Here is a 24,810-nt window from a genome sequence, read left to right as displayed (position 1 = left end):
ATGATTTTCCGACAACTCTTCGATGCGGAGTCCTCGACGTACACCTATCTCCTCGGCGACGAGGCCACGCGCCACGCCGTCCTCATCGACCCGGTGCTCGAGCAGGTCGAGCGCGACCTGAAGCTGGTGGCGGAGCTGGACCTGACGCTCACCCACGTGTTCGACACGCACGTCCACGCCGACCACGTCACCGCGTCGGGCGTGCTGCGCGAGCGCACGCAGGCCACGGTGGTGGGCGGCGTGGGGGGCGCCAGCTGCGCCAACATGCACGTCCGTCACGGGGACGAGGTGCGCGTGGGCGAGCTCGTCTTCCGGGTGCTCGCCACGCCGGGGCACACGGACGACAGCCTCAGCTACCTGCTCGGGGACCGCGTGTTCACGGGGGATGCGCTGCTCATCCGGGGCAACGGCCGCACGGACTTCCAGAACGGGAACGCGCGGCAGCTGTACGACAGCCTCACGCGCGTCCTCTTCACCCTGCCCGACTCGACGCTCGTGTATCCCGGCCATGACTACCAGGGGCGCACGGTGTCGAGCATCGCCGAGGAGAAGCGGCACAACCCCCGCGTGGCGGGCAAGAGCGAGGCGGAGTTCATCCACATCATGGAGAACCTGAACCTGCCCAAGCCGCGAAAGATAGACATCGCGGTCCCCGCCAACCGGGCCTGTGGCCACACGGCGCCCGCGCCCCAGGGGGCCTGACGCCCTCACGGGCGGGAGCCATGACATGACGACACCGATTCCCTATCGAGACATCACACCCGCGCAGCTCGACACGCTCGCCCCGGGCACGCGGCGCATCGACGTGCGCGAGCCGGACGAGTTCACGGGGCCGCTGGGGCATCTGCCCGGCGCCGAGCTCGTCCCGTTGGACACGCTCGAGCGCGTGGCGGTGACGTGGCCCCGCGAGGCGCCGTTGCTGCTCATCTGCCGCTCGGGCGGGCGCTCCGCCCGGGCGGCGGGGCTGCTGGCCCGGGCCGGCTTCCAGCACCTCTACAACCTGGCGGGCGGGATGCTCGCCGTGCGTGAGCCGCTCCCGGGCTGAGCGCGCGTCACGGAAGGACACCATGGAACTGCTCGGCTTCTCATTGGCGGCGTTGATGGGGCTGTCGCTCGGCCTGCTTGGCGGCGGCGGCTCCATCCTCACCGTCCCCATCCTCGTGTACGTCCTGGGCTTCGGCGCCAAGGAGTCCATCGCCATGGGACTGGCGGTGGTGGGCGTCACGAGCCTGGTGGGCGCGGCGAGCCACTGGCGCAAGGGGAACGTCCGGTTCCGGGCGGCGCTCCTGTTCGCGCTGGTGGCCATGGCGGGGACCTATGGCGGGGCGAGGCTGTCGGCGCTCCTGTCCGGGGCGACGCAGCTGCTGCTGTTCGCGGCGGTGATGCTGGTGTCCGCGTTCTTCATGTTCCGCAACGGCCGACGCGACGCCGCGAGCGCGCCCTCGCCCCACAAGGCGCCCGTGCCCGTCATGGTGCTGGCGGCCCTGGGGGTGGGCGGGCTCACGGGGCTGGTGGGCGTGGGGGGAGGGTTCCTCATCGTCCCGGCGCTGGTGCTGTTGGTGGGGCTGCCGATGAAGCAGGCGGTGGGGACCAGCCTGCTCGTCATCGCGCTCAACTCGCTGGTGGGCTTCGCGGGCTACCTCGGCCATGTCGAGGTGCCCTGGGGCGCGCTGGGTGTCTTCACGGCCATCGCCGTGGCCGGCATCCTGACCGGCACCTGGGCCTCCCACTTCGTGTCCCAGGCCACGCTGAAGACGGCCTTCTCCGGCCTGCTCGTGGTGATGGGCGTGTTCATCCTCGTCAAGAACCGCGAGGCCCTGATGAGCGTGGGCGAGGTGACGCCCACGTCCGTCGGCGCGGCGGTGACGGGCGCCTCGGGCGGGCACTAGCGGCGCGGTCCGCGAGCGGCGTCATGGTGGGCGGCGTGGTGCGATGCAAGCCGCTCAGTTCCTCCCGTAGACGCGGCGCCGCTGGAAGCGGAAGAACCCCGCGGCCTCCTCGCGCGCGAGCGTCGGTGCCTCGTGGCCGAAGTACTGCTCGCGCAAGGAGCCCAGTTCGGCGTCCAGGGACTCGGTCTGCCCGAGCCGCGAGAGCAGCGCCTCTCGCGCCTTCATGTACGCGAGCCCTTTCTCCCAGCGGGCATCCTTGTACACATCCTCCGCGGCTTTGCGTGCAACCTGCTCTTCGGAGTAGCCCATGCGTCGCCGGATGTCCGCGAGGGCGGCCCGTCGTTCCTCGACCGGCATCCCGACGAGGTGGGCCTGCACCGGCTCGAGCCGGAGGAACAGCTCCGTCGCTTGAGAGCGCACCAGCTGCGCCTCCGTCTTTCGCGGGTCCACGCCAGCGATGGTGGACAGCCGGTCGAGGAACACTGCCTGCTGAGCCTCGAGCGAGAGCCTCGGGTCCACGTCGAGGAGCTCGCGTCGCTTCGCCTCCTCCTCCTGGCTGAGGGCCTGCGCCTCCTGCATCCAGCGCGCGGACACCTCGGCGGTCGGGTCCTTCTGCGTCGGTCCGGAGTCCTGCCTGACGGTCCGCCGAGGCGCTTCCCCAGGGGACGACACCGGAGCGGGCACGGGCCGCGACACATCGGCCTGTGCGACTGGCGCGTCCCCACCTCGGACGAGGGAGAACGCGCCAGCCGACAGGAGGGCGCCGGCCGCGAGAAGGACGATGATGTTCCCGCGCCGACCGAGCATCAGAGCCGCGGCTCCAGCTTGGCCCAGATGAGGTTGGCGATCTTGTTCGAGCCCGAGGTCGTCGGGTGGACGCCGTCGGCCTTGATGTCGGCGTTGGTGATGGCCGAGCGGGGGTCGACGAAGTCGCAGTCGACGACGGCGTTCGCGCACGCGGTCCCGAGAATCTGGTCTCCGTAGTCGACGGCCTGGTCGAGGTCGCTGGCGTTGAGGAGCCCGAACTTGGTGCGGTAGTAGCCGAGGTAGACGACGTCGGTGACGCCGCTGGTCGACATGTCGTTCAGCAGGTCCGCGACCTCGACGTAGATGTCGTCGATGTAGTCCTTGCAGCTCTGCGACAGGCGGCCGAACTCATACCACTGCGTCTTGCAGTTGTACGGGTCAGCGAGCGCGATGGTGGGGATGAGGATGTCGTTGCCGCCGCCATCCATCACCACGATGTGGCTGTTCGGATTGTCGGACTCGGCGAGGTCGAACTGGCCGCGGACGGAGGGGGTGATGACGCCACCTTCGATCTCCGCGCCGGAGGTCGTGTAGTTGCGGAACGTCCCACCCGCCTTGGCGTGGAGGGCGGTCTGAATCTCCCCCGAGAGCGCGAAGATGGAGTCGCCCAGGAACACGACGTTGTTGTTGTTCGCGTTGGTGATCCACGGGGCGCTCATGAGCTGACCGAGGCCGCAGCCGACGAGCAGCATGGGCGTCGTGATGACGAGGGCTTGTGCCCACCGGGGCAGACGCGCGCGACCAGAGACTTGGAACGCCTTCATAGGGTGCCTTCCCGCCAGCAGGGCTCGCCCGCCGACGTGCCGTTTGGGGATACGTCCGTGATTGCTCCGTCCTCCGGACTTTCCGGATGACGTCCGATTCGCGCACAGGATTGATTCGGAAGTCAAAGCTGAAAATTGCCAATAAGCCGCAAGGACGGCCCTGCGAAAAATTTCCAGAGCTGTTGGGCCGGACCTGTTCGCAGCGTGAAACATGTACCCGTGTGACAGGGCCGCGAGTGGAGCCACGGGTCCGAGGTCCAACGCCTTCCGGCATCACGGCGAGCAACGGAGAACAACAATATCTACAAGAACACGGCCAAGCCCCTCGTGTGCCCAACGCCTTCCGGCATCACGGCGAGCAACGGCAAGTCACCATCGCCAAGATGCGCCGCAAGTACAAGTGCTCAACGCCTTCCGGCATCACGGCGAGCAACGGGCTAAGTGGACAACCCTTCGCGACGACTTCAACCGGTGCTCAACGCCTTCCGGCATCACGGCGAGCAACGGGAAGATCTTCGTCAACTCGATGAGCGACCTCTTCGTGCTCAACGCCTTCCGGCATCACGGCGAGCAACGGGATGCAGTTCATCGGTCACTGCAAGGCGCGCCAGTGCTCAACGCATTCCGGCATCACGGCGAGCGGCGGCGCGGCTGGACGAGAAGGTGGACGGCATTCACAAGGAGTGCTCAACGCCTTCCGGCATCACGACGAGCAACGGCATCATCACCGCCGCGAAGGACGCGGGCGAGATTGGGTGCCCAACGCCTTCCGGCATCACGGCGAGCAACGGGCTTCGACCCCTCGGTCTACGGCATCATGAGGGAGATGATGTGCTCAACGCCTTCCGGCATCACGGCGAGCGGCGGGAAAATCGTCGCGGCGGTCAACAGCATCACTACTTGCGGCGGACGCCTTCCCCTGGAGAGCGCTCGGCGCCCGCTCCGCTGCGGGAGGCCCATTCGCTGGGTTCTGGTCGTGGTCCGGCCTCGTCGCGGAGGATGGAGACCTTTCCCGCTGGGGGCTGGATGAGGATGCATCGCGCTGCCGCGCTGCTGCTGGTTTGGCTGACGGGCTGTGCTTCGGGGCGCGTGGTGCGCCTGGAGACGAGCCGGGGTCCACCGGTCGTCTTCACTCCTCACAGCGGCGAAGCCGGCCCGGTGGAGGTGGAGCGGCGCGAGTTCAAAGAGGCAGTGGCCCGGCTGGCGCGGCACATGCGGCCCGCGGCCAATCCCCAGTGGGCCGCACGGGACCTCTTGGGCGTGGAGGCTCGCGGCGGCGCGTACCTCTTCAACCCGCGCACCCGGCAGATGACGCCGCTGGAGAAGGCGGCACTGACCTCCGACATGCCGCCAGCGGAGGAGGAGTTGACGCGGGCATATCTGCGCTGGTGCGAGCGCACTGGGCGCAAGGGCGACTGTCTACGCCTGTTGGTGGACAGCTCCACCGTGACCGGCGATGGACGCTATGCGTTGGCCATGGCCATGGCCCAAGGCGTGGTCCTGGAAGAAATGTTGGACGCCTTCAAGGGAATGGCCGACCCGCACGCGGCGCTGTCGGCGGCGCTGTGGACCCTCACCCTCTATCTGGTCCTCTGGTCGGTGCCCGAGCCCGTGAGCAAGGGCCTGGCTGCTGTGATGACGGCAACAGCCATTGCCTACCTGGGGGTGGACACCTTCTGGACGCTGGTATTGGGCTTCAAACGGCTGGTGGAAGAGGCAGACCGGGCGACCACGTTTGACGAACTGCGCGACGCGGGCGATCGCTACGGAAAGGTCATGGGGCAGAACGCGGCACGAGCCTTCGTGCTGCTGGCGACGGTGGCTGTGGGGAACACGGCGGCGGGCTTCGCTAACAAGGTGCCCACGCTGCCCGGTTCAGCGCAGGCGGCGGCGCTGGCCGGGGGCCGCGCGGGCATCCGCCTTGCCGCCGTGGGAGAAGTGGGAGCAGTGGCCGTGTCAGGCGAGGCTGTCACCGTGGCTCTGGCTCCGGCCGCGGTGGCCATGACCGCGCAGGCCATGGGGGGCGCGGCAGCCGCTCCGGTGGACGCGGAGGGCCACAACCACCACATCGCGACGGACAAGTGGTGGAAGTCCACGAACAACGCAGGACCGTGGTCGCCTCAGTTCCAGAAGATCTTCGACAAGGCGGGCATGTCGCTGAACGAGCCGGCCAACATCGTCCGTATCAAGGGCCACAAGGGGCCCCACCCACAGGAGTACCACGAAGCAGTCTTCCAACGCCTGTCTGACGCAACGGAGGGGTGCCGCACCCTGCAGAAATGCCGCGAGGCACTCACTGCGGAACTGCGCGACCTCGCCGGGGAAATCGCCACGCCAGGGAGTGACCTCAACAGACTGGTGACGGGGACCTAGGACCACCACAATGGGTCCCATGCCCATGCGGTACTACGACCTGAAGGACGACATGAGCATTCGGGGGCGCTGGTTGCTCGGCACCCCTACGGATGCTCAAGGACGAGAGGTGGACGACCCGTGGATGTTCTATCGGGGCCAGCGACTCCCGGACCCGGGCCCCTTGAAGCTCCCCATCAATGTCCCCGGCAGGGCGCTCGACTTCTCGCGGGCGGCGTTCGCGGCCCCGGTGGTCCACACCCGAGTGGCGTCCGCCCTCTCGGGACTTGCTCCCGAGGAAGTGCAGTTCCTACCCGTGGAGATTGAGGGCCAGCCTGAGCCGTTCGTCATTCTCGTGGCGACCCAGCTCATCCAGTGCATTGACGAGCGAGCATCCAGGCTCGTCAGGAAATGGACCCCGGAGGATGGACGGCCCGAGAAGCTGGGGAAGTACCGGGACGTGCGTGGCATGCGCATCGACCCCGCGCGGGTAGGTGACGCCAAGGTTTTCCGTCCCCAGGGCTGGGCTATCGTGCTGATTGTCCGGGAGGACATCAAAGACGCCTTGGAAAGCATGGGAGCCACCGGGGCGACGTTTGAAGAAGTCTAGTGGGCGAGCCCCTGGGTTCCGTGGGGTTGCTCGGCGCGGGCACCGGCAGCCAGCACTCACCGGTGGGACTCGGCGCTGACACGGGCCACCACTACGCGCCGGGCCAGCTTCATGGCCCCGAGGTGTTGCTCGGCGTGCGTTCGGGCTGTCTCCGCATACAGGATAAGCTCCTCGGTCCCGTGCTCGCGGTCATCAAGGATCGCGTCCTCGCGTGCTCAACGCCTTCCGGCATCACGGCGAGCAACGGACGCAGATGCGAATAGAAAGTACATGATTGATTTGAGTGCTCAACGCCTTCCGGCATCACGGCGAGCAACGGGAGGCGGCCGCCAAGGCGAAGTTGGTGGGCTCCATCGAGATGTGCTCAACGCCTTCCGGCATCGAGGCGAGCAACGGCCCCAACACGGGGGGCGATCATGGTGTGATCGGCGCTCAACGCCTTCCGGCATCACGGCGAGCAACGGCGACAGACAGGGGTTGCTGTGCGTGTTGTGGACGAAGTGCTCAACGCCTTCCGGCATCACGGCGAGCAACGGAGGACATCTTCCTCGTCTCACCTGTCGAGCAACTGTGCTCAACGCCTTCCGGCATCACGGCGAGCGGCGGCCCCTGCCCGGCTACACGGTCGTCAACGACCGCTGCCTTTGCTCAACGCCTTCCGGCATCGCGGCGAGCGGCGGGTCCACCACGTCGTGCGCCTCTCCCCCGAGGGACAGTGCTCAACGCCTTCCGGCATCACGGCGAGCGGCGGAGTCCAAGGACGCGGAGCCCTTCGTCCAGATGCTCGAGTGCTCAACGCCTTCCGGCATCACGGCGCGCGGCGGCTGGAAGCGGTTTGAGGTCCGGGACGGCGCGCTGTGCTCAACGCCTTCCGGCATCACGGCGAGCGGCGGAACGAACGCGCCGAGTACGGGTCGCTGACGCCGAGGTGCTCAACGCCTTCCGGCATCATGGCGAGCAGCGGCCGCTCGCGCTCGCGACGGACAATCACTTCTTGCAGTGCTCAGCGCCTTCCGGCATCACGGCGAGCGGCGCCAGCAGCGCGGGGCGTTCCTCCGGCACGTGGACGCCACGTGCTCAACGCCTTCCGGCATCACGGCGAGCGGCGGGTGACCCGGAGAAGCACTTCGAGCCGATGTGCGTGCACACGTGCTCAACGCCTTCCGGCATCATGGCGAGCAGCGGCCCAGCGCGCTCAATCATCGAGCGCTGCATCCTCGTGCTCAACGCCTTCCGGCATCACGGCGAGCGGCGGAGGAATGATCTGGAGTCTGCTGGACATCCGGAACGGTGCTCAACGCCTTCCGGCATCTCGACGCGCAGCGGACCGTGGGCTAGTCGAAGGAGCGCTGCTGGCACCAGTGCTCAACGCCTTCCGGCATCTCGGCGAGCAACGAGCGCAGCGGGCGCGGGCGTCGAAGGGGCAGGCCCGCCAGCTGTGCTCAACGCCTTCCGGCATCTCGGCGAGCAACGGTGCTAATTAAAAGTGGACGACTTCTAGGTGCGCCGCGTGTGCTCAACGCCTTCCGGCATCACGGCGCGCAACGGTCGTCCACCTGTGCCGTCCCACGCCGCAGGAGCGGTGCTCAACGCCTTCCGGCATCACGGCGAGCGGCGGCGTCGGGCCAGCGAACTCGCCTGTGAGCTGGAAGCCAGGTGCTCAACGCCTTCCGGCATCATGGCGAGCAACGGCACCGTCGTCCTGTTCCGATATCTGTAAAGGAGTGGCAAATGGTGCTCAACGCCTTCCGGCATCACGGCGAGCGGCGGCGTGCAGCCGTTGCTGCGCATCAGCGGCACGCCCACGGCGTGCTCAACGCCTTCCGGCATCACGGCGAGCGGCGGAAGGACGTGGTGCACGCACGGCGAGCCAACCAGTACGCGTGCTCAACGCCTTCCGGCATCACGGCGAGCGGCGGCGGGAAATCAGCATCAGCTTACGTTCGTCCATGGGTGCTCAACGCCTTCCGGCATCACGGCGAGCGGCTGACGCCCATCTACGCCGCGAGCCCCAACGCGCTCACGCGGTGCTCAACGCCTTCCGGCATCACGGCGAGCAACGGATCCCCGATGATCGCGTGTACACCTGCTCGGCTGGCACGTGCTCAACGCCTTCCGGCATCACGGCGAGCGGCGGCAAGCTCGAGTTCGAGCGCCCCCCGAGGTGGATGCCATGTGCTCAACGCCTTCCGGCATCACGGCGAGCGGCGGGACCGTGGTGCCTTCGAGGATGCGGAAGAAGCACGGTGCTCAACGCCTTCCGGCATCACGGCGAGCGGCGGCCTGCACAAGGTAAGGGGCCACATTACTACATTCTCTGGTGCTCAACGCCTTCCGGCATCACGGCGAGCGGCGGCGATCACGACCCTCGTGCAGATGGACCCGGACTGGGAGGTGTGCTCAACGCCTTCCGGCATCACGGCGAGCGGCGGTCGTGACGCCCGACCTCTCCGCTAGCGGCACGGAGTGATCAACGCCTTCCGGTATCACGGCGAGCGGAGGAAGTGACCTCTCTGGTCAACCCTCGTGGTGGGTGGATCAAGTGCTCAACGCCTTCCGGCATCACGCCGAGCGGAGGCATCACCGTTCAGGAGGACTTCAAGCCCGAATGCTTCGTGTGCTCAACGCCTACCGGCATCACGGCGAGCGGCGAAGTCTCTCTCGAAACGCCAAACGCCTATTCATCTGACAAAGAGCGCTTCGTCGAACCATGGGCGGACGCTGTTCATCCGCCACATGCATCCCGTGAGGAGCGTCACGCCGCATTCGTGACGCTCCCAGAAGGAATTCCTCAGGCGCCGTCCACCAGGAGCCTGAGCAACTCGTCGCGACGCGCCTGGAGCTTGGGGTTCCTCACCCACCCGCGAAGCGCCTCTGCGCACTCCATCCGCGCCTCGCGCGACAGGGACATCAACCTCGCTCTCCACTGCGCGTCGAAGTCCTCGAGCACCTTGCGCTGCTCCGTCTTCGCCGCCCGCTGCGCCTCCCCCCACGCCTTGAACGCGTCGCGCTCCGGTGACGGCCGAGACACCACCCGCGGCGCGGCGACGACCACGCTCCCCTCGGGCACCAGCCGCCCGTATCCCGCGGCCGTCTTGCCCCCCACGCCCCAGTCACGCAGCGCCTCGCACAACCGGTCCGCGGCCCAGCGCAACAAGCGGAGCGTCTCCTCGTCCGCCCCCGGGGCCACGCTCAGCGCCACGAGGAAACGTCCCCCAGGGCGCACCGACAGGAACGCCACCGGGTTCGGCGACTCGTAGTCGTTGGGCCACGACCCCGCCGTCCCGTACCAGCCCCGCTGGTGCACCGTGAGCACATCGCGGGCCAGCATCCGTGGCGCCACCCCCTCCTTTCCGCGACTCGCCACCCACGGCGCGTCGTGGAAGAGGACCTGCCCCACGCTCGCCTCCTGGCCGAGCCGTTCATCCCCAGGCACCCCGAACAGCCGACGACTCGCCTCCGCCACCTCGTCGGGCTCGAAGCTCGCGCGCAGGTAGGCCGCGAGCACGCCCTTGAGTGAGGAGCCCGGAATCACCGGCACGCCCCAGGTGTGATGCAGCGTCAGCCCCACCCCCGTCGGCGAGGCATTCCCGTGCCCCGCCAGGAGCCGCCCCGTCGCTCGCATCTCCACCGAGGCCGTGTGCCACTGCGTCAGCGAGCCGCGCCACCGGCGGTACGCCACCCCGTAGTGCTCCGGCTCCCGCGCCCCGTCCATCCAGCCCAACCACCTCCGCCATGGCGAGCCGCTCTCTTCCTTCTCGTCGTCCTTCTGGGGCGCGTAGCGCTCGTGGGCCAGCCCCGCGTGACTTGGGCCCGTCGCCTCGAAACGGGGGAGTGTGGCCAGGACCTCACGCACGAGGAGCCTCCTTGAACGTGGCCTGGACCGCGCGACGGAACCACACCACCAGCCGCAGCGTCTCGCGCGTGGCCAGCATGTACTCCTCCAGCCCCAGCTTCCGCACGGCGCCCGGCAGCGTCTCCCCCGTCAGCGCCGAGGACAACCCCGGCAGCCGCGCCTTGCCGAGCACCTTCGCCAGGTCCTCGAGCAGCAACATCGCGGCGTTCGTCTCCTTCGGGTCCCGCTCCCGCTCCAGGAACGTGAGCGCCGCGGCCAGCCCATCCCGCAGCACCGACGCCCCCAGGCCATGCACGCGCGGCTTGTAGTCGTTCCGGAGGCCCGAGGGGACCGCCGTCACCCGGGCATACGCATCCGTCGCCCGCTGCTGCTCTCGCGTCACGCCGCTCATCGCCGGGCCTCCGTGTCGCCCGCCGTCCACGACAACAGCCGGCACCACCCACGCCCCACTGTCGCCTTGCCACCCAACTGGAGCATCGTCCCCTGCCCGCCGAGCGCCGCGTCCAACACCGCGCTCGCCGCCATCACATGCTTCGGGCTCCAGGACGGCGACGCCGCCATCACCCCCATCAGCAGCGTCTCCGCCGGCAGGCTCTCCTCCGTCCAGAGCTGCCCCTTCGCGGCCGTGCCCGTGTCCGGGTCGATGCTCACGCGGGTGTCCACCTGCATCGCCGTCTCCCACAGGAAGCTCATGGTCTCGTCATCCACGAGCACCAGGCGCCGCGCGAGCAGCTCCCGCTCATCACCGGGCAGCGCGCGCTGGAGCGCCTCCGCCCAGGCCCCGAGCACCGCGTCGTCCTCGGCGTCCACCTCCAGGTCCAGATCCTCGAGGTAGACACGCGCCCCGCCCGCCTGCTCGTGAAGACAGACACAGGACTTCAACGAGGCTACCCGCGCGCGGTGCTTCTTCAGCGCGGGGACCGGCGGAGGCGCCTCACCGCCCCCCTTCCGTCCACCCCAGTCCCGACGCGCCAACGTCAGCAGCAACGGCGACGTCACCAGCGCGAACGTCCCCACGAAGCTGCGCACCGGCAGCGCGAGCAGCCGCGCGTCGCCCACCACCAGCGCCCCCGCGTACTCGCTGGGCTCGTCCCCCTCGGGCCCGTTCTTCGCGCGCCGGGGGCCGAAGACCGCGTCGGTCCGGACGGTGTCGCTCGCGCTCGCGTCGCGCAGCACGCCCTTGAGCGACGAGCCGGGGATGATGGGGATGCCCGTGGAGCGCATCCGCATCAGCGGCAGGTCGATGACTCCCACGCTCTGCCCCGTGCCGACGTGCAGGGGGGACAGGGCTTGCAGCAGATAGGCTCGGCTTTCCATGCTCACGCTCCACACTCCGGGGGCAGTTCCCAGACGCCGGGCAACACCTGCCCGAGCGCCTCGTCGCGGCCGCCGCCCCACGAGGCCAGCCACAACGCGCGCAGCTCCTTGGTGGTGAACTGGCCCCCACCGACCTTCTCGAAGAAATAGACAGACCCCGCCGGCACCCACCGCCGCGTCGCCCGGGGCTGGCGCTTCACCATGTCCCACGCGGACACGTCCTGCGCCCGAGGCACCAGCGCCGCGCGCAACACCACCCGCCCCTCCACCCCAGGCAACGTGCCCGCGTACTCGGGCTCGCCACCTTCCGCGCACGCGAAGCCATCCGGCAGCCACCCGCGCTCGAAGCTCGCGGGCGTCGCCAGCACCAGCTTCAAGCCCATCGAGGGCTCGGGCTGGAAGTCCTCGGGGCAGGCGAACAGGTCGACTGTCGCGCGCTCCACCTCCGTCAACCGCCTGCGGCCTCCCAGCCCCAGCACGCCCGAGGGGAAGCCCGTCACCGCCTCGCCCTCGGGCTGCCTGCAGCGCACGCCCAGCGCCCACTCCACCGCGACCGGCGCCGCCGCGCCCTCGCGCTTCTCCAGGCGCAGCAACTCCACGACCTGGCGCGAGTGCAGCATCGTGTCCTCCGCGGTCTGCTTGTCGGGCGCGATGGCCACGTGCAGGTCCGTGCGGTGGCCGGGGCCCGGAGTCGCTGGAGCCGCGATGTCCTTGCGCATCAGCCACGCGACCATGTCCGCCTCGGACCAGAACGCCGGCGCATCTCCCGAGGGCTTGCCCATCCGCCCCTCGTGGTCCGGTCGGGGATGCCACAGCGCCTCACGCGCCCGGTCCTCATCGGGACCGAGCGAGGTGATGACGCCCTCCGAGTCGGGCCACCATGGACGCAGTCGCTCGACCCGCGCGGGCTCGCCGTCCTTGCCCGCCACCACCACCGCGTCCGCGGGCGCGGGCCACATCCGGTGGCGCGGGGTGAAGGACGTCTCCCCCAGGTCACGCCGCAAGGCGACGAACCCCTTCAGCGCGAGGCTCGCGGAGCGCTGCTCCCACGCCTCCGGCGTCAGCCGGACGCCCGGCCGGTTCGACATGAGGTCCTGTCCCCACGCGGCGCGCAGCGCGCCTCGCACCGTCGTGGGCAAGGGCCACGGATGCGAGTACCCGCGCCCCACTTCACTCGTGTACCAGCCGCGACCATCCTTCACGGACAGCCCGTCGCGCGGCAGCAACGCGAAGCACTCCTCACTCATGCGCCACCTCCCTCTCTGAGCTCCAGTCCGCGACGCGAACGTTCGAGCGTCCCCGCCACCAACATCCGGTCCACCCACGCGAGCAGCTCCGCGTGGACCGTCTCGACACACTCCGGCGGCTTCTCCGCGAGCGCAGCCAGCCCCACGTCCGTCAGGGACAGGGCCTTGTCCTCCCGCTCACGGTCCTCGGAGTCGCGAGCCCGCCCCTCGGCGCGCGCCAGGATTCGCGACACCTCGGCCACCAGCACTGCCGCCTGTTCCTCCGACGACGTCTCCACGGGGAAGCGGCGCACCATCGTCTCCACCTCGTGCACCTTGCCCAGGGGCAGCCGGTCTCCCCCCAGCAGCACCATGTCCTGGGACAGCCGGGTCAGCGGCTCCACGGCGGAGCCCTTCGGTGTCCAGCTCGCGGTCCACAGCCGCTCGCGCCCCGCATGCTTCGCCACGAGGACCGCGAGCGCGTCACGCCCCGAGTCCTTCGCGGCCTTCTCCGCTCGACGCCCCAGTGCCAACAGCTGCCCCAGGCTCTCCATCACGTGGCCGATGCCCAGCCCCACCGACAGCGTGGGCACGGACGCTCCGCTGACAGGGGCCAGGTGCTTCGAGAAGGCGGCCGCCAGCGCCCGGGCACACTGGAGCGCGTCCGCCGGACACACGAAGGCCAGGACGTCATCGCCCCCCGCGTAGACGAGCATCCCGCGGTAGCGCGACTGGACGATGTCTCGCGCCTCCGCCGTGAAGCTCGCGAGCGCGTGGGAGACACGGCGGTGCGCCTCGATGCCCCCGTGCTCCGCCAGCCGTCGGAGCAGCTCCCCCATCCGGTCCCCGTCGGCGACGAGGCAGGCCACGTAGGGGTACGGCGCCACGGACATCGCCGCGAGCAGCGGGCGGATGTGCTCATCCGCGAACCGCTCGGCCTCCTGCTTCGCCGCCTTGGGGTCCTCACTCCACTCCGTGAAGTACGGACGCCAGCGGTCGGGAAGCAGGAGCTGGCCATCGAACGGGAACGCGTTCACCCACGCCAGGTCCGTCCGGTACACCGACGTGAACCCGCGATGGTCCGCGCACGCGCCTCGCAGCGCGGAGAGCTTCGGGCCGTGCTTCTTGCTCGCCGTCTCCAGCCACGCCGCCAGCCCGATGCTCGGCACCGGCACGAACTGGTCCGGCTCGCCACCCGCGCGCTTGAGCAGCCCCAGCGCGTCCAACTCCTCGCGCTCACCGATGCGCAGCCGCTTCCACTCGCCACTCCGCGGACGCTCGCGCTTCAGCACCGACGCGCGTCCACCGTCGAGGCTCGACTTGTGCGTGCCCGCCGGAGGCGCCTGGGTCCAGGCCCTGAACTCGCGCAGCCCCCGGCGCGCCTCCAGCGCGGCCTCGGCCTCCTCGAGGGCCGTCAGGTAATCACCGTCCTCCATCGGCGCCCAGGCCGCGTGGAACTCCAGGAAGGTGTCGAGCTGCTCGTCCGCCCACGCGTCCGCGCCGTCCGCGAGCAGCGGCCCGCCGCGCTCCCGCACGCGCTCCCACTGTTCGCGCAGCGTGGCCCGAGCCGCCTTGCGCGCCGCGCGGGCCACCTCGGCCGCATCACCCTTCACCACCGCGAGGACCTTGTTGGGGAAGCCCTTCACGGCCTCGGCGTCGGCCAGGGCCTGGTCGGTCCTGGTGACACGCCCCGAGGGCTTCGGCGCCGCCGCGTCGAGTTGCTCCGGATGCGGGAAGATGAGCTCGGCGCCCGCGTCTCGGAGCGCGCACGCCATGGCGCGGCTCAAGGAGGAGAGCAGATAGCTGCCGAACCACAGGTCGCGCGTGCGTCGGGCCTGGGCGATGAAGCCCTGCACCGGGCCGACCTTGAGCACGAGCACATAGGACTGAGTCGTCATCGGCTTACGCCTCCCGAGCCTTCTTCGTGTCACGCAGCCAGTTGAAGAACGCCTCGCGCAGCGACGTCGCCTCGCGCAGGGGCGTGAAGAGCGGTTGGTCGTCCTCCGCGCGCAGCACGTCGAAGTCCGCGCGCGTGGCTTCGAGGGGACGGTTGGACTGCACCAGGAGGACCTTGCCGCCCTCGGGGTAGCCGCGCTCGAGCCACAGCGCGATGGGCTCGAAGCGGCCGTTGGCCAGCGGCATCGCCTTGACGATGAGCGGCGAGGCCAGGCGGTCCTTCGGCTCGCGCTCCCGGTCTCGCACCCACTGGAGCTGCATGTGCTTGGGCTCGGCGGGGACGTGGTTGTCCTTGGAGTCCCGCTTCCCCTGCTGGAAGTGGACGACGATGGGCAGCCCGAAGCCCGCGCGTGGCCACGCCGGAGTCCTCGAGTACGCCGGGCGCGGCGCGTGCTCCTCGGGATAGGTGCGCGCGTGGTGACGAATCTTGTCCGCCTCCGGCCAGTTGGAGCGGCCCGCGCGGTTGTCTCCCGTGGGGCTCGGGTTGCGAGCACGCGCGCCCTGGATACCCGCAGTGCCCTGGCGGAACGCGCGCAGCCAGCCCAGCGCCTCCAGCCAGGCCTTGCTGCCATCGACCGTGGACTCGTCCCGAGGCCCCCGAAGGAGCCTCGCGCCGCGCAGCAGGGGCAAGTCGCGCGGAGCCCCCGCGAGCTCGGGCTGGAAGAGGGGCACATCGCCGAAGAGCCGGCGCAGTTCGGCGCGGGTGGCGTTCTTCGGCAGCCATTGCCGACACTGCTCCTCCGTGGCGAACGTCACCGTGCCGCAGCCACGACGGGGCCGTGAGCCATACCCACCGAAGAGCACCCACGCGCGCAAGGCGTGACGGACCTCGTCGGACAGCTCGCCCTCCGGAGCGCTGACCTCCAGCGTGAAGCGCAGCCCCGGCTTCCACCGAGGCGCGGCCTCACCATTCTTCGGAGCACGAGCGGGCCAGAGCGCATAGGACTGCTCCTCGCCCAACGAGATGTCATCCGGGTCCTGCGCGGAGACGGTGACGGCGCGCACGCACAGGTCCACCTGGGAGCGACAGGGCTTCTCTTCGCCCAGCGTCATCCCGCCCCACAGCTCGCGCTCACGCCGGGCCAGCTCGAGCCGCTGATGCTCGCCGTAGGCATGGCCATACAGCGCGCGCCACCAGAAGCGCAGGTGTCCGCGCAGCGTGGGCACTCGGATGGAGTCCACCTCGGAGAGCTGACGCGGGACAGGCGCGCCCCCGAGGATGGGCGTGACGGTCTTCAGGTCCACGGTGAAGGTCTCTCGCCGAGGGCCCGTGGGCAGTCCGCGCCTGGGGCGCGGGGCCTTGGATGGAACGGGCAGGTTCAAAGAATCAGGGCACACCGCGGCTCCTCCTCGACCCGCCGGGGCAGGACGGTGATGGGGGTGAAGACATGGGGCGACCTCGCCCACGGGAAAGGGCGCACGACGCGCGGACGGACTCCGAGCGGCCATGGGCGGCGGAGCGCTCCCGGTGGTGGTGGATGAAGCGTGGGCTGGGGCGTCGGTGCACATGTCCACCGAGGAGGACGCCATCGCCGCGCGCCCCCCTCGCGGCCCCGTGCGTTTTTCTCCTGTGCGTCCAACCCTACCTGACGGATGTCAGACCTGGATGCTACCTCTCAGGTACAACATGAAACCCATCTTCGACCTGGTGCTCCGGGGGCTCGTCCAGCGCCATCCAGCGCAGTTGCTGTTCCTGCTCTTCGGCGATGAGGCACCACGCTTCGTCCGCGCCGCGGACAGCAGCCTCCCCCAATCCGAGCGACGCGCGGACGCGGTGCTCGTCGTGGAGTCGGACTCGGAGCGCTTCGCAGTGGAGCTCGAGCTCCAGGCACAAGCAGACCCGGACTTCGCACGGCGGCTCCTGGACTACACCGTGCGCGTGCACCTGCGCGAGAACCTCCCGGTGTTGCCCGTGGTCATCCTCGTGGTCCCCGAGGCCGAAGGTATCCGCCCACCCTACGTCATCCGCTGCCAAGGACAGCCGCGACTCACCTTGGATTTCCTGGTGGTCCGGTTGTGGGAGGTGGACTTCTCGCAGCCGGCCCTCCAAGCCGCCACGCCGCTGTTGCCACTCTCCGTCCTCGATGCCCGAGCAGGGCCCGAGCGAGCGACCTGGGCGGAGACACGCATCCGACAGGCCACCGACCTTTCTCCACGGGAGCAGATGGACTTGCTCGTCGTCCTGGGTACCCTGACGTCACGCCGCTTCGGAAGTGAGCAGCTCACTTCATCGTTGAGGAACATCATGATGGACTCGCCTTTCTGGGATGAACAGCGCGCGCTGGAGCGCGCCCGGGACCGAGCTCGGACGCTCATCAACTTTGCGCGCGTCCGGGAGCTGACGTTGCCCCCGGATTCACAGGAGCGACTGGCGGCACTGGGCGAAGCCGCGCTGGACCAACTCATCATCCTCGCCTTCTCCCACCCGGACGCGGCGCTGCGCACCCTGCGCGACGCGACCCGGCCCCTATGACTTCCGAGCGCAGCCGTGGCGAAGACATCAAGCCTTCAACAGCGCGCTGAGTCGCTCGACCATTCGCCCCTGCTCGTCCACGGTCGAAACCGCCTCATACAGTGCCTCGAGCCAGTCTTCTCCCTCGCCCAGCGCATAGGCCAGGGAGGCAAAGGCACGGGCCTTCGAGAACATCTCCAGGGCCTCGGCCTCCGCGCTCCCGTCCTCGTCGCACCGGGAGAGATACGCCTCATCAAGCTGCGCGGCACGTTCAGCCAGCTCCCGTCGCAGGGTGGGCGTCGCTGAACCGCCACTCCGGATGGATTCCAGCGCACGGCTGGCGAGAGGGTCCATCACCCTGGAGTGACTCAACCCCATCTCACAAGCCGCCACCAAGGCCGCACGTCGGTTCGAGGATGGGGCTTGCAAGAAGACTTCCGCGAATCCGCGAGCGACAGCATCCAACCGATAGCCCTTCTTCACCGACCCACTCCTTTCAGCGCAGGGCCAGTCTGCCGTCGCCTACGCCGGGCTCGCCAGCTCCCTCGGGCCGCGCTGCCAGCTCCCCACGCCGACACGCAGGCGCGTGGGCAGGAACAGCCCGCACCCCATGTGCCGCCGTCCGCCCATCCCCTGCTCCTGCAAGGTCACGGACGCGCACGCGGACAGGTTGCTCAGCGTCAGCCCATACCCAATCACCTTCTTCCCCGCGATGCGCACCACGCGCCGCCGCCCCACGTGCACCGTGGCCTCGCACTCCAGCGTCGTCAGGGTCCGCTGCACCGCGCTCCGGAAGCTCGCGTCATCCACCGCGTTCTTGAACGTCACCAGCCGCGAGGACAGGGACACCGGCGCCTCCAGCGGAAATACCCGGGGCGCCCCCAGCGTCACCTCGCCCCCGCCCACTTCAATCGCCGAGCCCCCCAAGGGCATCCACACCGGCAACGCCTCCGTCGGGCACCGCACCCTCAGCGTCCCATGCCCCACCAGCAGGCTCTTCCCGCTCGCCCGCGTCCCCCGCAGGTTGAAGATGCCGACGTCCTTGCGCTCGTGCAGCCCCGGCAGCCGGTGGGACAGCGCCGAGAACAACGCATACCCATGATCCAACGGAACCCCACCGCCTCGCGCGGGGTAGACGAGGTCAATCACTGACATGTTCATCCTCGATGGCCCCGCCACGGCGGGACCCGTCTGCGGGGAAGTCCTCGTCCGACACCCTGGACGAAGGGGTACTCAGGTGATGACACCCGCCCACGCATGGAACGCCGGCGCGACGCCACGGGCCATACCTCTCGAAAGGCAGCCCAGGCACGTCCGATGCTCGGAAAGCAGGGGTCATCACGCAGCTCCACCCAGGAAGACGCCAACGCCACGTCGTCCCCTCGCGCCCCCTCGCTTTTTTCGCCGGCCCCGCTCAGCGCCCTCGCCGCTTCGAGGCCCGCGCCGCCCCCTTCGCGCGCGGCTTCGGCGCCGCGTCCTCGCCTCCTTCCTGGAGCGCGATGCGCCGCGCGACCGCCGCCGCCGCCCGGACCTGCGGCGCCAGCACCTCCCCAGGTCCCTCCTGCCCGCCCCAGGATGACGGCGTCCCCAACTGCCGCAGGACCGCCCCCTCCAGCTCCGGCGCGTCGAACGAGAAGCTCAGCGCGGGCAGCGGCGCCCGCGGCTGGTCGTAGTCCGCCGAGGTCAGCTTCCCCAACCTCACCCCCGGCACCTCGGGGACGACGCCCGGCGCCTCCGACTTCACCCGCTGCTTCGTCGAAGGCGAAGCTGGACGCCGCGCGCCCGCCTTCCCGCTCCCGCGCGTGGCCCGCAGGGCCCCCAGCACCTGCTCCTTCGTCCTGCCGCGCAGCTCGAACAGGAGGAACGGGTCGCGGTCCAGCGCCTCGCCGAGCACGTAGTGCGTGGCGGCCACGTGCTTGCACGGGTCTCCCCAGTCCGGGCAGGAGCAGCTCGTCACCAGGTCCTCGCGCCGCTGCGGGAACAGGCTCACGCCCGCCGCGCGGAACACCACGTCGATGTCCTGGGGCATCGACCCCGCCAGCAGCTCCGCGCTGTACTGCGCCTTGCCGCCCATCCCGGCGATGGCCTTCGTCCACACGTCCTCGTCGAGCTGTCCCAGCTTCAGCGAGATGACATAGGGCCGGGGCCGTGAGCCCGTCACCTTCGCGGTGACCTCGCCCCCGCGGATGACCAGGTCATGCGTCCGCCCGGCCCGCGCGTACGTGCGCCCTCGGGCCAGTCGCTTCGAGTCCCCCGCCAGCACACGCTCGAGCGCCTCCAACCAGCGCTGGCCCCACCACGTGACGCCGGCCTTCTTCATCTTGATGCCGTGCTCGGGAGGCGGCCGCTTCGGCGCGGACGTCCAACCCCAGTCATTCCAGCGGCTCATGACGCCACCCCCTTCCGGCGCGGCGCGCGTCGTCGGAGTGCGCTCGGCCCGGGCGCCTCGTGCTCCTCCGCCTCGTCCGCGACGGCGCCCGAGGACAGCGAGAACAGCTCGCGCAGCGCCGCCGTGTCCAGCTCGGTCACCCAGTGCTCGCCCGTGCCCACGACGCGCTCGGCGAGCCTGCGCTTCTGCTCGAGCAGCGTGTCTATCTTCTCCTCGACGGTGCCCGCGCACACCAGCTTGTGGACCTGCACCGCGCGCGTCTGGCCGATGCGGTACGCGCGGTCCGTGGCCTGGTCCTCGACGGCGGGGTTCCACCAGCGGTCGTAATGGAAGACATGGCTCGCCGCCGTCAGGTTGAGGCCCGTGCCGCCGGCCTTGACGGACAGCACGAAGACGCGCGGGCCGTGGGGCTCTTCCTGGAAGCGGCGCACCAGCGCATCGCGCGCCTTGCGCGACGTGCCGCCGTGCAGGAACAGCACCTCCTGCCCCAGCTGCTCCGACAGGTGCGCCACCAGCCGGTCCCCCATCTCCCGGAACTGGGTGAAGACGAGCGCCTTGTCCCCTGCGGACAGGGCCTCATCGAGCATCTCCGTCACGCGCGCCAGCTTCCCCGAGCGCCCCGGCAAGGGCCCCGACTCGCCGAGGTACTGCGCGGGGTGGTTGGCGATCTGCTTGGTGAACAGCAGCAGCGCGAGCACGCGGCCCCGGCGCTCGATGCCGTCAGCGTCCTCGATGCGGCGCAGCTCCTCGTCCACCACGGCCTTGTAGAGCGAGGCCTGCTCACGCGTGAGCGTGCAGACGACCTTCATCTCGTTCTTCGCCGGCAGGTCCGCGATGATGTTCGGGTCGCTCTTGAGGCGGCGCAGGACGAACGGGCCGGTGATGCGGCGCAGGCGCTGCGCGGCGTCCTGGCTGCCATAGCGCTCGATGGGCAGCGCCAGCTCGCGCCGGAAGGTCTCCAGCGGCCCGAGCAGGCCAGGGTTGGCGAACTCGAGGATGGACCACAGCTCCGCGAGGCGGTTCTCCACCGGGGTCCCCGTGAGGGCGAAGCGCTCGCTGGCGCAGAGCGCCCGGGCCGCGCGCGCCGTGGCCGAGGCGGCGTTCTTGATGTTCTGCGCCTCGTCGAGCACCACCGTGGCCCAGTCCACGCGCGCGAGCAGCTCGGCGTCGCGGCGCAGCAGGCCGTAGGAGGTGAGCACGAGCGAGCCCGGGCCGCGCGGGAGGTCCTTCACCGCGCGAGCGCGCTCGGCGCCGTAGTGGGGCGTCAGGCGCAGCAAGGGGGCGAAGCGGGCGACCTCGCGCTCCCAGTTGCCCACCACGGAGGTGGGCGCCACCAGCAGCGTGGGGCGCACCTCGCGCGGAGCACGCTCGAGCCTCCGGAGCAGGAAGGCCAGCACCTGCACCGTCTTGCCCAGGCCCATGTCGTCGGCCAGGCACGCGCCGAGCCCGAGCGACGCCAGGGTGTCCAGCCAGTGCAGTCCACGCGCTTGATACGGCCGCAGCGTGGCGCGCAGGGCATCGGGGGCGGGCTGCGCGGTGGTGCCGCCCGAGCGCAGCCGGCCCAGGCGCTCCTCGAGCGCGCCGGTGGCGAGGACGGTGACGGGGAGCTGTCCGTGTCGCGTCTCTCCGAGCAGGGCCACGCGCACGGCCTCGCTCGCGGACAGGTGGCCGGGGCCCTCGGCGAGGTGGCGCTGGATGGCGTCGAGTTCGTGGGGATCCACCGCGACCCACGCGCCACGGAAGCGCACGAGCGGGGCCTTGCGCTGGGCGAGCAGCGCGAGCTCGCGCGCGGAGAGCGGCGTGTCGCCCAGCACGGCGTCCCAGTCCACGCGCAGGAGCGAGTCGAGCCCCAGGCCCGAGGTGCCCTCGACGACGCCGGCGGTCTGGACGCTCGCGCCTACGCGCATGCGCAGACGCAGACGGCGTCGGCCCGAAGAGGTGAGCTCACCGGGGACGATGACACCGAAGCCCGCGTCGGCGAGCAACCGAGCGCCCTCGGAGAGGAACGTCCACGCGGTGTCGGGTTCGAGCAGGAGGGCCTGGGGGCGGGGGCTTTCGAGCACGAGGCCGATGGGGGAGAAGAGCCGGGCGGCGCGGCCGAGCGCCTCGAGCAGCGACTCCTGCGGGTCACGGAAGGCGCGGCCGAGCTTCTCCAGGTGGCGTCCGCGGGTCTCCCAGACGTCGGCGGCGGACACGAGCAGGCTCGGGTCATCCGGGGCCTGGAGGTGGAAGCTCAGCACGAAGGGCTCGCGGTCCGCCGTCGGAGGCTCGAGCCGGAAGCAGGCGCGCAGCCGGTCCCTCGCGCCGAGCGCGGGCTCGCTCCAGCGCGTCAGCTCGTCGACGACGGAGCGCTCGGCGAAGCCCTCGGGGGCGAAGTCGCGGCGAGGCCCGGAGAGCGCCGCGCGCCAGCGCTCGTCCCATGAGGCCGGGCGACGCGAGGTGGCGCGAGGAGGCAGCGAGGGCCCACCGCCGCGCGCGGCGCGAACGAAGGCATCCACGGTGGCGTCGAGGAAGGCGCGCAGCAGGGCCTCGGGGGCCCAGACGGAGGGAGTGGGACCGGCGTCCACGGGGACGGCGTGGGCGGCGGCGGGCATGCTCCGGGCAAGGGCGACGACGCGGCCGGAGTCCTCTGCGGCGGAGAGGGCCGCGGCCCAGCGCGCCTCGATGCGCTCATTCCTGCGCAGGAGAGTGGGCGCTACGCGCTCCCGCGCGATGAACTCCAGCGCGAGCTTGCTGGCGAGCGTCCAGAGCGCGAGGGAGCCGGGGAATGTGTCGACCTCGGAGGCGGGCACCACGGCGAGTCGCTCGACGGTGGCGGCGAGCGGCAACGCGCGCCCCTCGCACTCGTGAGGCCCGTCGGGCGTGACGAGGAGGGTGGAGGAGGCGTCGCCCGAGCCGCGCAGGTCGGAGAGCACGCGAGGGAGCGGCTCGATTCCCCAAAGGAACAGCGACTCGACGTCGGGCAGGAAGACGAGGGGCATCCGGCTGGAATGTAAGCCCGAGTCCTTGTGGCACCAGGACAATGAAGCGGAAGCAGGCACCCTGGTCATCGGTCCGCCCCCTGCGTCCAGGCCTCAAGGTGGTGACTGGAGACATCAGGGGATGGACAGGAGACATCAGCCGGCGTGTGCCGGGGCGGGGTCCCTTTCTCCACAAGTGCCAGTGCTTCCTGAGAGCTCAGGAAGGAGACCCGGCTGGCGTGGAAGTTGCCTTGGAGCCTTGCAAGTCACCCTCGACGCGCCATCCATCCCCTCGACAACAGGAGTCTCTCCGTGAAAGGCATCAAGCTCGGCGGTTTCAAGAACCCCTTCAGCACCAAGGGCCCTTCGGGCACTGGGAGCGGCGCGAACAAGCCGAGCGCCCCGCCGCCCGTCGAGACGAAGCCCGCGCCCACCAAGCTGAACTCCGTGCAGGATGGGTTCGACACGCAGGGCAGCAAGCCCTCGTCGAGCAAGGTGAACACCCCGCCCACGAAGCAGCCGGGCAAGGACGTCACCTCGTCGTTCGGCGCCAACCCGCTGGGCCACGCGGGGCAGAACGTCCTGAACTCCTACAACATGTTCCCGGGCGGCGCGCCGCAGGGCGTGGCGCTGCCGACCGCGCAGAAGCCCTTCGTCAACGCCAGCGACTCATTGGTGTCGCTCAACGCCCACAAGTACCAGAACAACACGAACCTGTCGGTCTCGCCCGCGGGCAGCCCGGGCGTCCCGGCGCACTACATGCACTACCTCTCGACGGGCGAGGGCAAGTTCGCGGGCATCCAGGGGGTGCCGCTGCATCCGCGTCCCGGCGAGCCGAACATGGTGGTGACGGGCGCGCTCAACGGCTGCGCCGTGCATGCGCTGCACGACACGAAGAACAACAACCTGTCCTTCCTGCACCACGCGGACTACTCGAAGAACGGCAAGGCGGAGCTGGACGGCTTCCTGTCGCAGCACCCGAACCTCAAGCCCGCGGGGAGCTACACGCCCAGCGACTACTCGCACCCCACCGGCAAGCACAACCTCCCGACGGGCTCCACGCCCTTCATCCACTACGCCCAGGGCCCCGGGGGCCAGCCGGGCCAGTGGATGATTTCGGGGCAGCTCAACACGTACAAGAACGGAGGCACGCCCGGGGGCCGCCCAGAGCTGATGCTCCCCACGGACATCCCGGGTGGAGCGCTCCAGTCCGTCCCGGTGACGCTGCCCTGAGGCTGTGACCTCCCGGCCTCAAACCTCGTCGAAGCGTCCCCCCAGGATGCCGTTCGCCTCCAAGGCATCCTTCACCTCTTCGTCGACGATGAGCGGTACACGCCAACCCCACAATCGAAACACCTTCTCGGCGCCGACCTTCGACTTGTCGATTCGCAACCCGATGACGGAGCCATACTCTCCAATCCGGTCATCATAGTCCTCCGCGGTGCGGAGCTGGACCTCTTCGGAGGCTTCGTCATCGATACAGCGGAGCTGTCTGGCCACGTTGAGCAGGAACCAGGTCTCGCTCGTCCCTTCGACCTCCACGGGGAAGAGCTGAACGTCGTGGGGCGCCAACTCTCGGAAGACTGACGCGACTCGTGCGGAGACAATCGACACGAGGCCCACTCCCGCGAACTCGATATCGAGCGCGGTTCCGGGCGTGCGCACCGGCACGCGCAGTCTCTCGGAGAGTTCGACGGGAACACCGTCCGAGAACCGCCAGACGTCTTCAACTTCCCCGCCGTCCAGATGGGTCGGGTCCCCGAGATACCAGCGCCCCTTGACGTACTCGTCCGAGTTCAAATCGAAGAACCGTCGCTCCACGACTCACTCCTCGGCGCCCTTCACGACGAGCTTCCGCAGCTTGGACCCTTCCCTTACGAGATCCCGCACAATCCGAGCAAGCTCCCTCTCGAGCGCGACCCGACAGGCCGCGACGGAGCCGCATCGGCATGAATCACGACGTCGCCACGTGCTCAACGCCTTCCGGCAGCACGGCGAGCGGCGGTCAGCTACCCGGCTCACGTCATCGCGACGATGCGCAGGTGCTCAACGCCTTCCGGCAGCACGGCGAGCGGCGGCATCGGCGACGTTGTCGTCCAGCAGGCCCCCCAGTGCTCAACGCCTTCCGGCATCACGGCGAGCGGCGGTACTCAGTGCAGTACTTCCGCGCCGCGTGGGACATGTGCTCAACGCCTTCCGGCATCACGGCAAGCGGCGGACCCACGGAGGCAA

Annotated in this window: 21 protein-coding genes and 2 CRISPR repeat arrays (1 of these 23 cut by a window edge); of the genes, 7 read left to right on the top strand and 14 right to left on the bottom strand. The window is 69.8% G+C overall.

What is annotated here, in order from left to right; all coding sequences use genetic code 11:
* The 3 genes from K8640_RS33875 to K8640_RS33865 are packed head-to-tail and all read left to right on the top strand — an operon-like array spanning position 1 to position 1,889.
* Positions 1-702: an MBL fold metallo-hydrolase gene (locus K8640_RS33875; RefSeq protein ID WP_223750852.1), complete on the top strand. Its 702-nt coding sequence runs from the start codon at positions 1-3 to the stop codon at positions 700-702.
* A 25-nt stretch (positions 703-727) separates the two neighbouring features.
* The gene (locus K8640_RS33870) at positions 728-1,045 is read left to right on the top strand and encodes a rhodanese-like domain-containing protein (RefSeq protein ID WP_141329155.1); all 318 of its coding nucleotides are present in this window, start codon (positions 728-730) and stop codon (positions 1,043-1,045) included.
* Between the two features lie 22 nt (positions 1,046-1,067).
* Positions 1,068-1,889 carry a sulfite exporter TauE/SafE family protein gene (locus K8640_RS33865; RefSeq protein WP_223750851.1) on the top strand — a complete coding sequence of 274 codons (822 nt, stop codon included), beginning with the start codon at positions 1,068-1,070 and terminating at the stop codon, positions 1,887-1,889.
* Positions 1,890-1,943: 54 nt separating this feature from the next.
* On the opposite strand, the gene K8640_RS33860 is transcribed toward K8640_RS33865, so the two are convergent.
* The gene (locus K8640_RS33860) at positions 1,944-2,696 is read right to left on the bottom strand and encodes a hypothetical protein (protein ID WP_141330463.1); all 753 of its coding nucleotides are present in this window, start codon (positions 2,694-2,696) and stop codon (positions 1,944-1,946) included.
* Entirely contained in the window at positions 2,696-3,460 is a 765-nt protein-coding gene (locus K8640_RS33855) for an SGNH/GDSL hydrolase family protein (protein WP_223750850.1), read from the bottom strand. The genes K8640_RS33860 and K8640_RS33855 overlap by 1 nt, the downstream gene beginning before the upstream one ends.
* 258 nt (positions 3,461-3,718) lie before the next feature.
* A CRISPR array of direct repeats spans positions 3,719-4,322; the repeat unit is 26 nt; unit sequence CAACGCCTTCCGGCATCACGGCGAGC.
* 170 nt (positions 4,323-4,492) lie between these two features.
* Here K8640_RS33855 and K8640_RS33850 point away from each other — a divergent pair.
* The gene (locus K8640_RS33850; protein WP_368668597.1) at positions 4,493-5,833 is read left to right on the top strand and encodes an AHH domain-containing protein; all 1,341 of its coding nucleotides are present in this window, start codon (positions 4,493-4,495) and stop codon (positions 5,831-5,833) included.
* Between the two features lie 25 nt (positions 5,834-5,858).
* Entirely contained in the window at positions 5,859-6,422 is a 564-nt protein-coding gene (locus K8640_RS33845) for an imm11 family protein (protein ID WP_368668598.1), read from the top strand.
* A gap of 1,602 nt (positions 6,423-8,024) precedes the next feature.
* Here K8640_RS33845 and K8640_RS43430 read toward each other — a convergent pair.
* The 7 genes from K8640_RS43430 to K8640_RS33815 all read right to left on the bottom strand — a co-directional run bounded on the left by K8640_RS43430 (position 8,025) and on the right by K8640_RS33815 (position 16,022).
* A complete protein-coding gene (locus K8640_RS43430) occupies positions 8,025-8,282 on the bottom strand; it encodes a hypothetical protein (protein WP_407940346.1) in 258 nt (85 codons plus the stop codon).
* 931 nt (positions 8,283-9,213) lie between these two features.
* The gene (gene cmr6 / locus K8640_RS33840) at positions 9,214-10,278 is read right to left on the bottom strand and encodes a type III-B CRISPR module RAMP protein Cmr6 (RefSeq protein ID WP_223750849.1); all 1,065 of its coding nucleotides are present in this window, start codon (positions 10,276-10,278) and stop codon (positions 9,214-9,216) included.
* Positions 10,271-10,669 (bottom strand): type III-B CRISPR module-associated protein Cmr5, encoded by a 399-nt coding sequence (locus K8640_RS33835; RefSeq protein ID WP_223750848.1) that lies wholly within the window; start codon positions 10,667-10,669, stop codon positions 10,271-10,273. Before K8640_RS33835 ends, cmr6 begins: the two co-directional genes overlap by 8 nt.
* Complete coding sequence (gene cmr4 / locus K8640_RS33830) at positions 10,666-11,595, bottom strand: type III-B CRISPR module RAMP protein Cmr4 (RefSeq protein WP_223750847.1); 930 nt, start codon at positions 11,593-11,595, stop codon at positions 10,666-10,668. The genes K8640_RS33835 and cmr4 overlap by 4 nt, the downstream gene beginning before the upstream one ends.
* 2 nt (positions 11,596-11,597) lie before the next feature.
* A complete protein-coding gene (locus tag K8640_RS33825) occupies positions 11,598-12,842 on the bottom strand; it encodes a type III-B CRISPR module-associated protein Cmr3 (protein WP_223750846.1) in 1,245 nt (414 codons plus the stop codon).
* Positions 12,839-14,719 (bottom strand): type III-B CRISPR-associated protein Cas10/Cmr2, encoded by a 1,881-nt coding sequence (cas10, locus tag K8640_RS33820; protein ID WP_223750845.1) that lies wholly within the window; start codon positions 14,717-14,719, stop codon positions 12,839-12,841. The genes K8640_RS33825 and cas10 overlap by 4 nt, the downstream gene beginning before the upstream one ends.
* Positions 14,720-14,723: 4 nt before the next feature.
* On the bottom strand, positions 14,724-16,022 hold the full coding sequence (locus tag K8640_RS33815; RefSeq protein ID WP_223750844.1) for an RAMP superfamily CRISPR-associated protein: 1,299 nt from the start codon (positions 16,020-16,022) through the stop codon (positions 14,724-14,726).
* Positions 16,023-16,404: 382 nt separating this feature from the next.
* Between K8640_RS33815 and K8640_RS33810 the strand changes: the two genes are divergently transcribed.
* Positions 16,405-17,250: a hypothetical protein gene (locus tag K8640_RS33810; RefSeq protein WP_141330481.1), complete on the top strand. Its 846-nt coding sequence runs from the start codon at positions 16,405-16,407 to the stop codon at positions 17,248-17,250.
* Positions 17,251-17,277: 27 nt separating this feature from the next.
* On the opposite strand, the gene K8640_RS33805 is transcribed toward K8640_RS33810, so the two are convergent.
* From K8640_RS33805 to K8640_RS33790, 4 genes are all read right to left on the bottom strand, one after another.
* On the bottom strand, positions 17,278-17,712 hold the full coding sequence (locus tag K8640_RS33805; RefSeq protein ID WP_141330483.1) for a hypothetical protein: 435 nt from the start codon (positions 17,710-17,712) through the stop codon (positions 17,278-17,280).
* Positions 17,713-17,751: 39 nt separating this feature from the next.
* Positions 17,752-18,384 (bottom strand): type I-MYXAN CRISPR-associated protein Cas6/Cmx6, encoded by a 633-nt coding sequence (gene cas6 / locus K8640_RS33800; RefSeq protein WP_141330485.1) that lies wholly within the window; start codon positions 18,382-18,384, stop codon positions 17,752-17,754.
* 259 nt (positions 18,385-18,643) lie between these two features.
* Complete coding sequence (locus K8640_RS33795; protein WP_223750843.1) at positions 18,644-19,618, bottom strand: SWIM zinc finger family protein; 975 nt, start codon at positions 19,616-19,618, stop codon at positions 18,644-18,646.
* Positions 19,615-22,599 (bottom strand): DEAD/DEAH box helicase, encoded by a 2,985-nt coding sequence (locus tag K8640_RS33790; protein WP_223750842.1) that lies wholly within the window; start codon positions 22,597-22,599, stop codon positions 19,615-19,617. Before K8640_RS33790 ends, K8640_RS33795 begins: the two co-directional genes overlap by 4 nt.
* A 291-nt stretch (positions 22,600-22,890) precedes the next feature.
* Here K8640_RS33790 and K8640_RS33785 point away from each other — a divergent pair, with 291 nt between their 5' ends.
* On the top strand, positions 22,891-23,811 hold the full coding sequence (locus K8640_RS33785) for a hypothetical protein (RefSeq protein WP_223750841.1): 921 nt from the start codon (positions 22,891-22,893) through the stop codon (positions 23,809-23,811).
* Positions 23,812-23,829: 18 nt separating this feature from the next.
* Here the strand turns inward: K8640_RS33785 and K8640_RS33780 are convergent, their stop codons facing one another.
* Complete coding sequence (locus K8640_RS33780; protein ID WP_223750840.1) at positions 23,830-24,399, bottom strand: imm11 family protein; 570 nt, start codon at positions 24,397-24,399, stop codon at positions 23,830-23,832.
* A 148-nt stretch (positions 24,400-24,547) separates the two neighbouring features.
* Positions 24,548-24,810: a CRISPR direct-repeat array (repeat unit 36 nt; unit sequence GTGCTCAACGCCTTCCGGCATCACGGCGAGCGGCGG); it runs 1,575 nt beyond the window's last position.

Source organism: Myxococcus sp. XM-1-1-1 (genome assembly GCF_020037095.1).
Taxonomy (GTDB): domain Bacteria; phylum Myxococcota; class Myxococcia; order Myxococcales; family Myxococcaceae; genus Myxococcus; species Myxococcus fulvus.
Note: the sequence above shows the minus strand (reverse complement) of the source record. Positions and strands in the feature narration are given on the sequence as shown.